The 14,954-nt window shown below is 70.1% G+C and carries 13 protein-coding genes; 8 read left to right on the forward strand and 5 right to left on the reverse strand.

The annotated features are described in order from the left end of the window. The first annotated feature begins 227 nt into the window (after positions 1-227). Together QE412_RS13890 and QE412_RS13895 are read left to right on the forward strand one after the other, a co-directional pair. Positions 228-1,238, forward strand: coding sequence for an ATP-binding cassette domain-containing protein (locus tag QE412_RS13890; protein WP_307484964.1), 1,011 nt, complete (start codon positions 228-230; stop codon positions 1,236-1,238). Continuing rightward, a complete protein-coding gene (locus QE412_RS13895) occupies positions 1,235-2,038 on the forward strand; it encodes an ABC transporter permease (protein WP_307484967.1) in 804 nt (267 codons plus the stop codon). The genes QE412_RS13890 and QE412_RS13895 overlap by 4 nt, the downstream gene beginning before the upstream one ends. 57 nt (positions 2,039-2,095) lie before the next feature. Here the strand turns inward: QE412_RS13895 and QE412_RS13900 are convergent, their stop codons facing one another. Beyond that, on the reverse strand, positions 2,096-5,923 hold the full coding sequence (locus QE412_RS13900) for an nSTAND1 domain-containing NTPase (protein ID WP_307484971.1): 3,828 nt from the start codon (positions 5,921-5,923) through the stop codon (positions 2,096-2,098). Positions 5,924-6,204: 281 nt separating this feature from the next. On the opposite strand from QE412_RS13900, the gene QE412_RS13905 reads away from it, so the two are divergent. The 4 genes from QE412_RS13905 (at position 6,205) to QE412_RS13920 (ending at position 9,384) form a co-directional block, all read left to right on the forward strand. Then, positions 6,205-6,621 carry a hypothetical protein gene (locus QE412_RS13905; RefSeq protein WP_307484974.1) on the forward strand — a complete coding sequence of 139 codons (417 nt, stop codon included), beginning with the start codon at positions 6,205-6,207 and terminating at the stop codon, positions 6,619-6,621. After that, positions 6,621-6,863, forward strand: coding sequence for a hypothetical protein (locus QE412_RS13910; protein WP_307484978.1), 243 nt, complete (start codon positions 6,621-6,623; stop codon positions 6,861-6,863). Before QE412_RS13905 ends, QE412_RS13910 begins: the two co-directional genes overlap by 1 nt. 194 nt (positions 6,864-7,057) lie before the next feature. Then, positions 7,058-7,900 (forward strand): hypothetical protein, encoded by an 843-nt coding sequence (locus QE412_RS13915; RefSeq protein ID WP_307484981.1) that lies wholly within the window; start codon positions 7,058-7,060, stop codon positions 7,898-7,900. 392 nt (positions 7,901-8,292) lie between these two features. After that, positions 8,293-9,384, forward strand: coding sequence for a hypothetical protein (locus QE412_RS13920; RefSeq protein WP_307484984.1), 1,092 nt, complete (start codon positions 8,293-8,295; stop codon positions 9,382-9,384). Positions 9,385-9,413: 29 nt separating this feature from the next. On the opposite strand, the gene QE412_RS13925 is transcribed toward QE412_RS13920, so the two are convergent. Continuing rightward, positions 9,414-12,251 (reverse strand): ATP-binding protein, encoded by a 2,838-nt coding sequence (locus QE412_RS13925; RefSeq protein WP_307484986.1) that lies wholly within the window; start codon positions 12,249-12,251, stop codon positions 9,414-9,416. Positions 12,252-12,421: 170 nt separating this feature from the next. Here QE412_RS13925 and QE412_RS13930 point away from each other — a divergent pair, with 170 nt between their 5' ends. Both QE412_RS13930 and QE412_RS13935 read left to right on the forward strand, forming a co-directional pair. Further along, positions 12,422-12,775 (forward strand): hypothetical protein, encoded by a 354-nt coding sequence (locus QE412_RS13930; protein ID WP_307484988.1) that lies wholly within the window; start codon positions 12,422-12,424, stop codon positions 12,773-12,775. Between the two features lie 202 nt (positions 12,776-12,977). Further along, positions 12,978-13,199, forward strand: coding sequence for an amidohydrolase family protein (locus tag QE412_RS13935; RefSeq protein ID WP_307484990.1), 222 nt, complete (start codon positions 12,978-12,980; stop codon positions 13,197-13,199). 13 nt (positions 13,200-13,212) lie between these two features. Here QE412_RS13935 and QE412_RS13940 read toward each other — a convergent pair whose 3' ends face one another. The 3 genes from QE412_RS13940 to QE412_RS13950 all read right to left on the reverse strand — a co-directional run bounded on the left by QE412_RS13940 (position 13,213) and on the right by QE412_RS13950 (position 14,876). Continuing rightward, the gene (locus QE412_RS13940) at positions 13,213-13,785 is read right to left on the reverse strand and encodes an HhH-GPD-type base excision DNA repair protein (RefSeq protein WP_307484993.1); all 573 of its coding nucleotides are present in this window, start codon (positions 13,783-13,785) and stop codon (positions 13,213-13,215) included. A gap of 63 nt (positions 13,786-13,848) precedes the next feature. After that, the gene (locus tag QE412_RS13945; protein WP_307487293.1) at positions 13,849-14,130 is read right to left on the reverse strand and encodes a hypothetical protein; all 282 of its coding nucleotides are present in this window, start codon (positions 14,128-14,130) and stop codon (positions 13,849-13,851) included. A 236-nt stretch (positions 14,131-14,366) separates the two neighbouring features. Beyond that, positions 14,367-14,876 (reverse strand): hypothetical protein, encoded by a 510-nt coding sequence (locus QE412_RS13950; protein ID WP_307484995.1) that lies wholly within the window; start codon positions 14,874-14,876, stop codon positions 14,367-14,369. Positions 14,877-14,954 lie beyond the last annotated feature (78 nt).

Genomic DNA, 14,954 nt, shown 5'->3' on the forward strand with positions numbered 1-14,954 from the left:
GCTGCCAAACTACAACGGAAACGCTTCTAATTTGGAGCGTCAATTTAATAAGTCAATTACCGTTGGAGCGTGGGGGTTACCGTCCAACGTCGCGCCGGACTTCGTGGGAGCGTCGCGCGGGCGCGCGGCTGAGCACGAGCTCTGATAGCACGGGCGTGACAGTGCCCTGACAGCGCCCCTGTCTCCGTGACAGCGGCGCGACAGCGCGCCCGGCGCATCCTGTCGTCATGACCACTTCATCCACCCGCACTCCCGCGGTCCGAGCCGAAGGGCTCGTCAAGACGTTCGGCTCGAACAGAGCCGTCGACGGCGTCGATCTCGTCGTCGAAGCCGGCACGGTCTACGGCGTGCTCGGCCCCAACGGTGCCGGCAAGACCACCACCATCAGCATGCTGACGACGCTCCTGCGTCCCGACGGCGGCCGGGCCGAGATCTTCGGCCACGACGTCGCGCGCGAACCGCATGTCGTGCGCCAGCTCATCGGCCTGACCGGGCAGTTCGCCTCGGTCGATGAGAAGCTCTCGGCCACCGAGAACCTCATGATCTTCGGGCGCCTCCTTGGCCTCTCCCGTGCCGACGCCCGTCGCAAGGCGAGCGAGCTGCTCGAGGAGTTCGGCCTGACCGAGGCGGCATCCCGTCCGCTCGCGAAGTTCTCCGGCGGCATGCGTCGACGCCTCGATCTCGCGGCCTCCCTCATCGCGCAGCCGCCGCTGATCTTCCTCGACGAGCCGACCACGGGTCTCGACCCCCGCACGCGCGGACAGATGTGGGACACGATCCGCCGGCTCGTGGCATCCGGATCCACCGTCGTGCTCACCACGCAGTACCTCGACGAGGCCGACCAGCTCGCCGACCGCATCGCCGTCATCGACCGCGGACGCGTCGTCGCCGAGGGCACGGCTCTCGAGCTCAAGGCGTCGGTCGGGCAGGCCTCGCTCGTCCTGCGGCTGAAGCCCGGATCCGACCTCGAAACCGCTCGCGCCACGGTCGGACGGGTCCTGGATGCCACGGCCATCGTCTCGCCGGAGGCGGCGCGCCTCACGGTGCCGATGTCCGACCCCGACCAGGTCACCGACCTGCTCGTGGCCTTCCGCGAGGAGGGCCTGCACCTGAGCGAGTTCAGCGTGCAGCAGCCCACCCTCGACGAGGTCTTCCTCACCCTCACCGGCTCGGGTGTACCGAGCGACGACACCGCGGCGCGCGAGAGCGCCGACGACCTGGAAGGAGTCCGCTCATGAGCGCCCTCACCCTCGACCGCGACCTGCCTCGCACCGCGAGCCTCGCGCAGACCCTGCGAAACACCCTCACCATGGCGGGCCGCGGGCTGCTGAAGATCCGCCGCACCCCCGAGCAGCTCATCGACGTGACGGTGCAGCCGATCCTGTTCACCCTGATGTTCACGTACATCTTCGGCGGCGCGATCGCCGGAGACGTGCAGAGCTACCTACCGATCATCATCCCCGGCATCCTCGTGCAGACCGTCATCACGACCTCGGTCGTGACGGGCACGCAGCTGCGCGAAGACATGGACAAGGGTGTGTTCGACCGGTTCCGGTCGCTGCCGATCGCGCGCATCGCGCCCTTGTCGGGGGCGTTGCTCGCCGACACCGTCCGCTATGCCATCGCCACCGTGCTGACGTTCACGATGGGCTTCATCATGGGTCTGCGTCCCGAGGGGGGCATCTGGGCCGTGGGCGCCGCGGGCCTGCTCGTCATCGCGTGCTCGTGGGCGATCAGCTGGATCTTCGCGTTCTTCGGCGTCATCGCGCGCAGCGCCTCGAGCGTGCAGGGCATCTCGATGCTCATCCTGTTCCCGCTGACGTTCCTGTCGAACGCCTTCGTGCCCTCGAACACGATGCCGTCGTGGCTGCAGTGGTTCGTCGACGTGAACCCGGTCTCGCACCTGGTCACCGCGGTGCGCGACCTCGTGAACACCGGCACGGCGGGCTCCGACGTGGTCGTCTCGCTCATCGGCGCGGCGGTGATCGTGGCGATCTTCGCGCCGTTGACGGTGCGCGCCTACATGCGCAAGGCGTGAACTAGGCACCCCCGGGGCGTGGGGCGCAGGTGCGGGTGGTGACGCACGGTGTCCGCGTCACCCGCACATCGTGATGTTCTCGGGGATAGACGGCGCCAGTGACGTCGCCTCGGCGATCTGCAACGGGTCGCCGACCTGCGAGCAGATCGTCGCGACTGCGCGGGACGCGTCCAGGTCCCACCACCAGAGCAGACCGGCGAAAGTGGATGCCACCATCTTGCTGTCTCCCGACACGAACTTCGCCGACGTGATCTCTGTGCGCATCGGACCGGTGAGGGTGAGGTCGATGGGACCGATCGACTGCCCGTTCTCGCTGACCTCTCGGACCTCGACGTGGTCCACTGTCGCAATCGACAGACGGGAGCCGTCGGATGAGAAGGCGACGTCGCGAGGGGTGGCGGTCAGTCCCGCGACCGAGGCGAGCATGCGCGGTGACGACGGGTCGGAGACGTCCACGATGCCGACCTGGAGGCTCTCCGTGGTGTAAGCGATCTGCCCGGGGTGGCTTGGCCGCCGCGCGATGGCGACCGGCTGAACGTCGCCGAAGGCGACGCTTCCGACGGGGACGCCGCGGACCAGGTCCCATACGAGGAGAGACCGCGTCCCGTCGTCGATCACGAGAGTGTCATCGTCACTGAAGGCCATGGACCCGCCCGTCGTGACGGGAACCCGCGACTGCATGGACAGTCGGACACCTGCGCCGGGGGCCTCAGGATCATCCTCGATCCCCAGGATGACCACGTGGTCCATCGATTGATCGCCGACAGCGATACGTGTGCCGTCCGGCGAGTAGTCGACCTCCGTCATGAGGGCACCGGGCAAGACGTCGGTCAGTACCGTCGGGTCGCTCAGCGCATCCTCGCCCACCCGCCAGACGAGGACTGCGCCATACCCGGCGCTCACGACGAAGCGTCCGTCTGGTGAGACCGCCACGCCGTAGCGCGTCAGGATATGAGGATCGGGGACGGACAGGTCCTTCCTCGTACCGTCCTGCAGCAGCCGAGTGACGTGCAGGATGCCGTCCCCGGAGCCGAGCGTCGCCACGGTGCGGGTGCCCGCAGCATCTGTCGCGATGTCGAACACACGTCCCCGCGACGATGCCATCGGCAGGGAGCCGTTCGGCCACAGTGTCGTCGTTCCGTTGACCATGTAAGTCGCGAGCATCGTTCCCGAGCGAACCACCGAGGTCGGCAGAGACGACAGCAGTTGTGTTTTGACGAGGACGCCGTCCGACGTGAAGATGCGCAGCGTCTGATCCGACGCGACCCCTGCCACACCTCCGTCGGCGAGGAACGTCGCGGAGTTCGCCCACGACTCGAAACCGTGGGCGGTGGCGGTCAGCTGCGGTGCGCCATCAGGGTCGACGGCACCCAGTGCAAGGGTGAAAGCCTGCGTCGGGATCGCGAAGCGTGAGCCGTCGTCCGACAACGTCACGGACTGCGCCCGGGCGGGGACGACGGCGGGAGCTGACCACCGAGCGTCGCCCAGGGGGTCGGTGAGCGTCGCGATGGTGCCGTCGCGCCCGGCCGCGAGCACCGTCCTGCCGGCCGACGCGAGGCCCATCACCGCCGTCGGTGTGCTTCCGTCGTCGCGACGAGGACCGTCGATGGGCGTCAGCACGCGCGTCGCGGTCGGTGTGATCTGGAGACGTTGGATCGTGCCGTCTGCACCACCGAAGAGAGCGCCGCTCCCGTCCGGGAGGATCGTCACCGAGTCGGACTTCGACGGCACCGTGACGCATCCGACGAGTTGGGGGACGCCGGCGACGTTCCATACGCACGCCTGCGCGGGGTCGCCCGCGACGTCCTCACCCGTGGCTGCGAGAAGCCGTCGTCCGCCCGCATCGACCAGATCGAGGGCGTACGTGTGGGACTGCGGCGTCGTGATGGTGGCGCGGATCGCGCCGGTATCGGCATCGATCAGTCGCACGGTGTGCTCTGCCCCACCCTGCGCGATCACCCCGTCGATCGTTGCCAGAGCTCCCGGCCCCTCCGTGGATGTCAGCCGTCGCGGTTGGGGTTGGGCCGTCAGGGAGAGCAGGTTCGAATCCGTGGTCTGGTTGCTCCGCACGGCGTGCGCGGCGATGGCGAGCTGAGCTCCCTCTGCCGGCATCGTCTCGGAGACCACCTGGGCGCGTGCGGCCAGCTCCTGGCTGCGGTAGTCGGTGCTCGCGGCATCCAGGCTCACGGCCGTGGAGCCGGCTACGCCCCCGAGTATGAGCGAGACCACCAGTGAGACGGCGGCCACGAGGATCGCGGCGCGGAGTCTGCGCCGGGAGGAACGCAGACGCGCATTCTCTGCGTTCGCGGCCCGCAACCGTCCCTCGTGCGCATCTCTGCTCGCCTCGACGAACTCGTGCTCGGTGAGCGACAGGGCTGCATCGGCGGGGGAGCCTGCGTCATGCTGCTGCGCTTCGATGATGCCGAGGGCGTTGCCGGCGTTGAGCAGGTCTGCAGGACGCCCCGACTCGTCCCAGAACACGGCATAGCGAGCCAGCATTCGTCGGGCGATGCTCCACTCGTGCGCCGAGGCGAGCCAGGCGTCGAGCCGCGGCCAGGCGCGAAGGATGAGGTCGTGCGCGATCACCACCTCCGTGTCGTCGGTGATGAGCAGGTGCGCCTCGCGGAGGGTCGAGATCACCTCGACGGATGCCGTGTCGCCGAAGCGCGTGCGCGCGACGGCGCGGCGGCTCGGGGGCGCCGTGTCGAGCCTCAGCATCTCGCGGAGCACCGGCCAGCATGCGGCTTGTGCTTCGGGCGAGAGCCGGTCGTAAGCGGATTCGGCAGCGGATTCGATCGAGGTGGCCACGCTGCCCGTACGCACGTAATCGGCGGCGTCTATGCGCGTCGGATCGGCTCGCTGATCCCAGAGCGTGCGCATCGTTTGCGACAACAGAGGCAGAGCGCCCACGAGAGACTCCGCTACGGGGGCGTTTGCGGCATGACCTTTCACACCCACGTCGGACAAGATCATCTCGACCAGCTCGGGCGCCAGCGACACGCCTCGACGTGCGGTCGGTTCTACGACGATCTCGCGCGCGTCGTCTGCCGTAATCGGCCCCAGAACGAAACTGTGGCGTTCGAGGGCGTCCCGGAGCACGGCGACATCGGTCAGAGACGCCATCGCGTCGGCACGCGCGACCACGATGACGGCGGTGTTCGCGCAGTGCTCCTGGACGAAGGCGAGGTCGTCGAGCAGCCGCGTGGCGAGAGCGGCATCCGGAAGCGTCCAGAGGCTCTCCGCCTGGTCGAGGACGATGATGTCGGGCGCATCTTCCGTCTGTTCTCGTGCAGCCGAGAGGGCGGTCTCGGCCGCCGGGGACGGCCACACGATGACGGCGGAACGCGCAGGCGTCACGGTGGAGACCGCCGCAGCCACCAGCGACGACTTGCCGACCCCGGAGCGACCTGTCAGGAGCAGGATCGGTGGCTCCTCACCGTTCAGTCGTCGTTCGATCCGCTCGCGGAGCGCCTCTCGTGCGTCGCCCCGTCCCGCGTACTCGGCCGCGGTCGAAAGATCGAAGGGACGCATCCCCGGGTAGGGCGAGCCTCCGTACGCCTCCCGCGCGCGACTGCCGTTGTCGCGCAGAGCGTTCCACCAGTCCACGATGCCCACACCGCCGTCAACCCCCGCACGGTCGGCGACGTCGAGGACCACCGCGAGGCGCCAGAACTTCTCGCGCATTCCGACCTGGGGAACGTAGCGTCCGCTCAACCAGCCCTGCAGCGTCGCGATGACGACACCTGTCTGTCGGGCGAGGTCGCGGTACGACAGTCCGCGGGAGCGGCGCACCCGGTCGAGCTCTGCGGCGACGGCCTCCCTCCCGCCCGTGAGAGCGCGTTCGAAACGTGCGCGACGAGTGGACATGGGGGACGGGTCGGTCATCGGGCGGCGCCTCACTCGCAATCGTGGAGAGGGCTCCGACGATATCGCCACCGCGCGCCTCGACGAGGCCACGAGGGGGTAGCGGGGCCGTTTCGAACGCTCCCGAACGGGGGCCTCCCGCGCGGGATTCCTCCCGTCTCGTCGGGTCGCGCATCCGAAGACGTTCGGTTACGCCGCGACCCGATGTCGCGAGCGTCCCGTCTCCCTACGCTGACGGCTACAGAGGGGTGGTCATGCCGCGCCACCTCATCTGCACCTTCACCCGACCCGAGGGGACGACTATGGGGAAGCACCACAAGAAAGCCGGCGATGGCGTCGATATCGTCACCGCCCTGCCGGCTACCGATATCGCACGTCACGCCAAGAAAGCGCTCGACATCAGCAAGGGGTCCGGCCTCGGCAAAGCGCGGATGGCCCTCACGGGCGAATCGGCGGACGGATTGACGTTCGCCGTCCAGAACATTCTGGGCATGACGCTCACGCAGTTCCGTCTCACCATCACCGACGACGGCTCCCGGCGTACCGCCGTCGCAGCGCTGGGGGAGTACACCACTTCCCAGACCACCGTCTACTTCATCCCGATCATGCCGAAGACGATCGAGGGCTACTCCGACTACATGCGGTGGTGCGCCGCTCTGTCGGAGTTCGTCCAGGCCGCCGACTCCGCGGCGCGCGTGACCATGAGGAAGGCGCAGTGATGAGTGGCGTCCTGATCCTCCCCTCGCGGATGCTGTTCTACCAGGGAGACCTGCCCGGCTGGATGATCCCGGTCACCGTCATCGTTCTGGTGCTCGCGGCGGCCTACCAATGGCTGCGCCGGAGAAACGCTGCCGCGCAGACACGCGTAGAGTCGGCGCGCCTGCGCGAGCAGCATCAGGCGCGGAGCGCGCAGACGCTATCGGCGGACGACTCCGTCCACCGAGGGGAAAGCGAGGCGTGACGGCGACGTCCTCGGGGAGTCCCCGCCTCGCCGCGCACGAGCGAACCGTACGTCCACGGACGTACGTCCGGGCCGTGCGGCTGCCGGCTGTCGCCGTTGCCACCGCTACGCTGACGTTCGCGTTCACCGGGTGCGGGGGCGTCCCCGGTGCGACAGAGTCCGCGGTTGACGACAACCACCGGGCAGCGGAGGTCGTGACGACCTGGGTAGCGGACGACCTGGCCGATACCGGCGCCGGCGGCGCGTGGTTGTGCGGCGAGCTCAGTCCGGGTACGCAGCGGCGCGACCTGACGTGGGCACAGCAGGACGCGCATCGGCCTGGGGCGGCCGGGACGGTCGAGGCGTCGCCGGTGAGCAGCGAGCCCTTTCCCACCGCCGACATCTCGCTGACCTCCGACGAATCCACGACGCCGGCGCGCTACCGGGTGTGGGTCGCGGGTGTCGGCACCGATCGCGAGTGCGTAGCGGGTCTTCGGTCACTGTCGGATGGGTCGGCGACGACGGATCTCGCCGGGCGTGCGCCGCAGGTCGACCCACCGATGGACGGTCTTCCTGAGGCGGTCAGGTGCGCGGCAGTGTCGACGTATGCGCTGGGGGCGGCCGCGGTGATCGACGGCACCTACACATCGAGCTCTGCGATCACGGCCGGGGAGCTCGGTTCTTGCACCCTCGTGCTCGATCCGGACGGCAACGACGTCGTAGACGGAATGGAGCGCTTCACCGAGACCTCCGTCGTCATCACCGGCCACGTCTCCATGGACCCGGATGTGTGGGCTCCTCTGTGCGTCGGAGACGACGTTTCAGCGCCACTGACAGACCTGCCGCACGGATGGACCCGGGCGCAGTCCTGCTCCTCGAACGGCCGGACGCTGTCGCTGTCGTATCTCGTGGTCGCCCCGACGTCGGCTGACGATCATGCCGCCCTCGAGTGCGAGGTCCGCGCAGGCGGCGACCAGTCGTTGACGACTCTCGCGTTCGCTGCGAACGAGGTCTGCGACGAAGCGCTCTACCAGGCACGGGGCCTCACCGGCGACTGACGCCTGCCGCCCGTCTTCGGCTCTCCTCTCCAGAAAGGCACCCTCATGCACGCTCCGCCATTTCCACCAGGTGGGACATCTTGTTCCCGCTTCCGCCCGAGGACGCGACCGTGCGGGCACTGACGCGGTCGGACGGCGCGCGCATCGGCCTGGGCGGACGAGTCGGTATCCTCCTGTGCGTCGTGGGAATGCTGTCGGGATGCTCCGCGGCTCCGCCACCGTCGTCGTCCGACGGGCAGCAGACACCCGACGGGTCGGTTGCGAGTGTCGCGACAGTATCGCCCACCTCCCCCGCGTCCGCCTCTCCAACCCCCCGTGTCAGTTCGTTCACCGCCCGCACGGACCCGTTCGATGGTGGCTCCTGGCACGACGGGGGCACCGATACCCACACCATGTTCGGCCCCCGCACCGTCGCACGTCGCGTACAGAACGCGACGTACCGTATTTTCGGTGCCGAGCATGCGACTCCCGGTTCGGTGACGCCGCCGGTGAACCCTGAGCGCGAGGTCGAGCAGAGCGTGGCCGGCGTGCAACAGAACCCCGACAGCCCTTCACAGTTGATGATCGCCGCGGTCGAACGCAACCGTGCGACCGGACTCAGCGCGGGAGGCACCATGATCGTGTTCCGCACGTACGACGATGCGGGGACCGCCCAGCGCAGCGTCGAGATCTCGGTCGACGAGGGCACACTGATCGGGGGTGCAGCGCTCTACGGCTCGACCGCGGTGGTCGCGACGAACCACACGGACACCGACACCGACACCTATCGTGCGGTCGATCTGACGTCGGGTGCGACGCGGTGGAGTACGTCGTGCGCCGGACGCAACTTCGATGCGGCGCCGGTCGTCGGATATGCCGGCATCTGGGCTGTCGAATGCGATCTCGACCCGTTCGCGGGTACGTCGGAGATCCGGGGACTGGACGTGATGTCAGGGGCGGTGCGTTGGGCGGTCCCCGGCGCGCGCACCACGTTGGGGGGAGGCTCGATCCTGCAGATCCCGGGAAGCGGGACGATGTTCGCGAGGTACGAGTACGGGGCGTTCGACATCGCGACGGGAGCCCAGGTGGGGCCGCACTCGCGGGAATTTCCCCAGGTGGATGAAGGGCAGGGGTTGTTGGTCACGCGGGGAGACGGTGGTGTGCAGACCACCGATGTGCACTCCGGGCAACGAATCTTCGATCTCTCCGCCGGCGACGCCGATCGGCTTCAGGGCCTGACGATACTGTGCGCCTTCGACGGTCGGATCTGGTCGTGGAGCGATGGCGGTGTCGGCGTCTCGAACGCTCGCACCGGTGCGTCGGACCCGCTGACCCCGGCGCGCGACGCATCCCGTGCCCCGCAGCCCAACATTCCCCTCGCGGTCGGTAGATCGTGGATCGTTCTGGGTACGGTGGACAGCTCTGGCGGCACGTCGGCCACCGCTCTGTTGCGCGACCCTCGAGGTTCTCTCACCGCGTCGTCTCTTCCCACGACCTCGCCGTGACACAGAGGTATCGGTAGCGAACTGCGCCTTCACGCGAGCAGGGCCGTGAGCGCCTCGACATCTACGTTCGCGAGCGGGACGTGGATGCCGGTGCCTCCTGCGGTGCGCGCGGCGGGCAGCTCGGCAAGGCGTGCGCGTATCCACAGCAGGAAAGGGTCGCGCAGGTCTGCGGCCCCGCGGATGGCAGCGGCACGGGCCAGTGCCTCCTCCGCCAAGTCCCGGCGGCCGGTGGCGGCGTTCCACCCCGCGACGGCGAGCAGCACCACGGCGATGATCGGGTGGTCGCGCACGCCCACCGCCAGCGGCAGTGCGGTGCGCAGCGCCGCCCGGGCTTCGTCGTGACGGCCGAGCAGGAGGAGAGCCTGCGCACGCTGCGCGTCACGCCACGCCGCGACTTGGTCGGGAAATCCTGGACCCAGCGGGACGCCCTCCACCGCGTGCAGCGCCGCCTCGCCGTCGCCCGCCGCGACTTCGACGTGTGCCCGCGTCATCAGCGCCTGCGCGCGTGATCTCGCCGAGCCATCCGCATCCGCGGCAACCGTGATCCGCTCCGACCTCGCCCGCGCCTCGTCGAGGCGCCCCAGCCGCAGCAGGATGCCGGCGGCTTGCGTCTGCTGCTGCAGGACGTCGGACGCGGATGTCAGGCCGCGGATCGCCTCGGTGGAGCGATCGATCACGGTGAGCGCCTCGTCGAGCCGGTCTTGCAGCACGAGCCATTCGGAGCGAAGCTGGCTCGCGAAGCCCGTGCCCCACGGGTCGCCGAGCTCGACGAACATCGTCAGCGCAATCTCGCTCTCCACCCCGAGCGTGGCGGTGTCGCCGGAATTCTGCGCCGCTCCCGCGCGCAGAGCGTGCAGCATCGCCCGCGTCCACGGGGGACGGGCGGCGATCTCGTCGTCGGTGACGTCGACCTGCCAGGTGCGCGCGTGCTCCCGCTCACCGGCTGCCAGAAGCGAGCCGGCCACGCGCAGCAGGGGTGCGACGAGCGTCGTCATCTCGGACGGATGCCGCTGGGCCGCGGCCTCCAGCAGCAGCCGCCGCGCCTCGTACTGCGCGGGAGTGATGGATGCCGCCGCGCCGGGCTCGGGGAATGCCGCCAGGAACAGCGCGACCGCCTCGACCACCACGACGGACTCGTCGTCGAGCGGCGCACCGGCGTCGGCGAAGTCGGCGACGCCCCGCCGGAGATCTTCGCTGCGCTCGCGCACCGCCCAGGGCCAGAGCAGGTTGCGCAGCAGCCGTGCACCGCCGAGCCGGTTACCGCTGTCGGCACGTGCGCGCAGCGCGGCGGTGAGGTTCTCGTCGTTGGCGTCGAACCACGCCAGCGCCTCGCCGAGCCGCGGTCCCCGCACGATGGTGTCTCGGTGCGCCGCGAGGTCGGTCAGCACGTCGGCGGCTCGGGCGCGGAACGACGCCTCTTCTCCTGTGCGGCGCAGACGGTCGAGGCCGTAGTCGCGCACGGTCTCGAGCATGCGGAAGCGCCCCTCGCGTCGCACGAGCAGCGAGCGGTCGACGAGGGCGTCGAAGGTCCCGGCATCCATCGCGAACCCGCGCGCCACGGCGACCGTGTCACTCGCCCCGATACCGTCGGGGAACACGGCCGTCGCTTGCAGGGCGACGCGCTCACCGTCGGTGAGGGTGTCCCAGCTCCAGTCGATGAGGGCGCGCAGCGTCCGGTGCCGCTCGGAGCTGAGTCGCGGCCCGTTCGACAGCAGCGCGAATCGGTCGTCGAGGCCCTCGTCGATCTCGCGAAGCGTGAGGGTGCGGGCGCGCGCGGCGGCGAGCTCGATCGCGAGCGGCAGGCCGTCGAGACGGCGCACGATGCGCTGCGCGGTGTCGCGCTCGTCGTCGTCGGGCACGTGCCCTCGCGCGGAGCGCACCCGCTGGGCGAAGAGGGCGCCGGCGTCGTCGGGCGGGAGGGGGCCGAGATCGACGAACGCCTCACCCGGGATGCCGAGCGGCTCGCGGCTCGTGGCGAGCACCCGCACGCCTGCGCTCATCCCGAGCAGGGCCAGGGCGGCCTCGGCCGCCTCGCGCACCACGTGCTCGCAGTTGTCGAGCACGATCACGACCGTGCGCCCGGCGACGGACTCGGCCACCCGCTCGGCTGCCGACAGGGGCGGGCCCGACGACTCGGGCAGGCGGATGCGGCGACCCACGGCGCCCGCGATCGCCGTCCACACGTCTCCCGAGGCGGCCGGGGCGAGCTCGACGACGATCGAGTCGGCGACGGTACGGGCGGTCTCGACCGCGAGGGTCGTCTTGCCCGCACCGCCCGGGCCGAGGACGGTGACGAGGCGGTCCGTCGTCAGACGCTCCCGGATGGCGTCGAGCTCGTCGGCGCGACCGATCAGGCGCGTCACGGCGACCGGGAGGGACGGCACGCTCGTGGAGGCCGGGGCGGGGATCGACGCCGCGAGACGTTCCGCGTGCGCGCGGTCTTCGAGCAGGTCGCGGCGCAGCCAGTCGAAGCCGTCACCGGGGGTCCACACCTCACCCGTCCACAACGCGAGCGCCTCGCGTGCTCTGGCGGGATCGCCCGTCGCGCGCGCCTCGGCGACGAGGTCTTGGAAGCGTGTCACGTCGATGTCGTCGCGCGTGAGGTCGAGGCGGTATCCGCCGGGCGTCGACGACACCGAGGCTCCGGGGAGGGAGCGACGCAGGCGCGACACGAGCGACTGCAGAGCGGCGCGCGGATCCTCGGGGGCGTCCATCGGCCACAGGTCCTCGATCAGCGCGCGAGCGCTCACGGTCGTGCCGGCATCGACGGCGAGACGCAGGAGCAGGCTCTGCTGGCCGCGGCCGGGCACCACGGCATCCCCGGCGTCCGTGGAGACGCTCAATCCGCCGAAGAACCGCACCCGCACGGAGTCCACCCTAGGTCGAGGTGACGTCGCGGACCGTCTGCTCGGCGGGGTGCGCGACGTCGGCGGCATGGGCTCGGGTGCGTGCACCTCGCCGGAGACGTGTCCGGAGTCGCGGATGCTTTTCAGCGCCGCCCTCGGCGAGGCATGATCGGGCGCGAGCTGACTTCGCGGTGGCGTTGGGACCGTTACCCGCGATAGCCGACAACCAATCGGACTCCGCGTTCGAGCTCATCCGAGATGCGGCCCCCGACGTCGTCGTCGGTGCGCAGGGCAACGCGACCGAGACTCCCGATGGCCTCGTCTACGACGTCGAATCCGGCGCGGTAACAACCCCCCTCGACCCGTCCGAACCCGTGGCGATGACCGTCGACGGCGTGGACTACGAGGTTTCACTGCCGGTGAGCGCCGATGCGGTTCTGTCCTCGGACGACGCGCTGGCGCCGACCTTCGACAACGCCGACGGGTCGTCGACCCCACCCAGACGCTTCCGGGCAGCAACGCTTACTACTCGACGATTGTCTTGAACATCAATTCGGGCGCGGGCCCAACGATCGTGTCGGTCTACCCGAGGCCAGGGGTGAACCGGCAGCGATGACCTTCGGTAAGCGCTTGTACAAGAGTCGGAGTTCTATCGCGCTTGTGAAACGCACAAGAGGAGCGAGCTCAGCATGACGGTCGCCTCGCTTGGATCGATCATCCAACCCGCCGAGGAACCGCACCCGCACGGTGTCGGCGAGACGCGCTGGCGAACATGTACGTCACGCGGCGGCGTCCGTGGGCGACGGCGCCTGGCGCGGGCGGCTGGCCCCGGGCTCCGCGGCCGACGTCGCGGTGCTCGATACCGACCCGTTCGCCGAGGGATCCGCGGCGCCGCTGACCTCGCGCGTTCTGACGACGGTGGTGGCGGGGAGGGTGGTGTTCGCCGACGCGGAGGTGCGCCCGGGCTGAGCGGCGCGGAGCGTCACGCGCCGTTCTTGGCTGCCGCCTTCGCCGCGCGCTTGTGCTCGCGCACCTTCGTCAGCGACTCGGGGCCGACGATGTCGGCGACCGAACGGAACGACCCCTCCTCCCCGTACGGGGCCGCGGCCTCGCGCCATCCGTCGCCGTCGAACCCGCACTGCTTCCCGAGCAGGGCGAGGAAGATCTTCGCCTTCTGCTCGCCGAATCCCGGCAGCGCCTTCAAACGCTTCAGAACCGTGGGGCCGTCGGGTGCGTCACGGGTCCAGAGGTTCTCGGCGTCGCCTCCCCAGTCCTGCTCGACGGCGGCGCACAGCGCCTGCACCCGCGCGGCCATCGAACCGGGGAAACGGTGCACCGCCGGCGACTGCGAGAACGCGGCGGCGAAGGCTTCGGGATCGTCGTGCGCGATGGTCGCGGCATCCATCGATCCCGTGCGCTGCTGGATCTTCAGCGGCCCTGCGAACGCGGTCTCCATCGCCACCTGCTGGTCGAGCAGCATGCCGATCAGCAGGGCGAGCGGGTTGCTGGACAGCAGGTCGTCGGCGGCGGGGTCGTCGGTGATGCGCAGGCTCATGCCCTCATTCTCGCGCGCCCGCCCGCCGCGTGGGCCACGCCCGCGGCGGGGCCACGCCGCCCGTCATTGCGGCTCGGCGATCCACTTCTGCGCGAAGGGCACGGCATCCATCGTTCGCACATCGTGGGTGATCTCGTTGAGCTGTGCGGTGAAGTCGTCGACGTCGCCGGGCGGCAGGCGCTTCACGACCGAGCCGTCGACACGGCGGATGACGACCTCGCTCACCGATGGCGCCCCGCTGCCCGCGTCGAACAAGCCGAGCACGACGGTGGCGACCCAGCGGAGCCCGTTGCGGGCGCGGTCTTCTCCCGCGACGACGTAGACCTCGGATGCCGGTGTGCTCACGGCATCCATCCTGCCCGAACCGCGGTCCTCGCCGCGGCTACCTGGCGACGAGGGGAGGGGATTCGGCGAGGGGAGGATGGATGCCAGGGGTTTGATCCTCTGCTCGCGGATTTCCCTCCGCTGCTCACGGCCTTCCGCCCGCGTCAGGGCCGCGCAGCCACGATCACACGCGGTTCCGACCCCCGCGCCGGCGTCGTCGGGGCGTCGGGAGGAGAGCCGGTGAGAGGGAGCGGGTCTCAGCCGGCGGTGCCGTCGTGCCGCGCGGCATCGCGGGCGACGAGAGGCTCGGCGATCTCGATGCCGAACAGTGCCGACAGGGCGTCGACGTACTCGTCGGCGCGACCGGCCTCGGCCAACTGGTGCGCGCGAGTGGTGGGGGTGTGCAGCAGCACGCCGACGAGGTGGCGCAGGGCCTGCTCGGTCTGCCCGCCCTCGTCGCCGCGGGCGCGCACGCGAGCCACCTCGGCGTCGAGCACGCCGAACACGTGGGCGCGCAGCGCCACGACGGCGGGGGTGATGTTCTTGCGCTCGCCGACCGAGGCGAAGCGTCGTGCGGCGTCGCGCACGAGGTCGCGCGCGGCGTCGGTGGCCTGCAGCTCTTCGAGCGGGGCGTGCAGGCGGATGGTCTCGAGGTCGAGCAGGTCGACGCCCGGCACGGTGGCGACGTCGGGGTCGACATTGCGGGGCAGTCCGAGGTCGATCACGAGACGGCGCGAGGTGTGGTCGACCGGGCAGACGCCCGCCACGGTGTCGACGGGGGCCTCGTAGCCGGCGGCGACCGGCCGCGAAGGTCGCGGCGCTGAGCACGTGGTGCTCGGCCGTGG

It is taken from the genome of Microbacterium trichothecenolyticum (assembly GCF_030818955.1).
Classification (GTDB): Bacteria; Actinomycetota; Actinomycetes; order Actinomycetales; family Microbacteriaceae; genus Microbacterium; species Microbacterium trichothecenolyticum_B.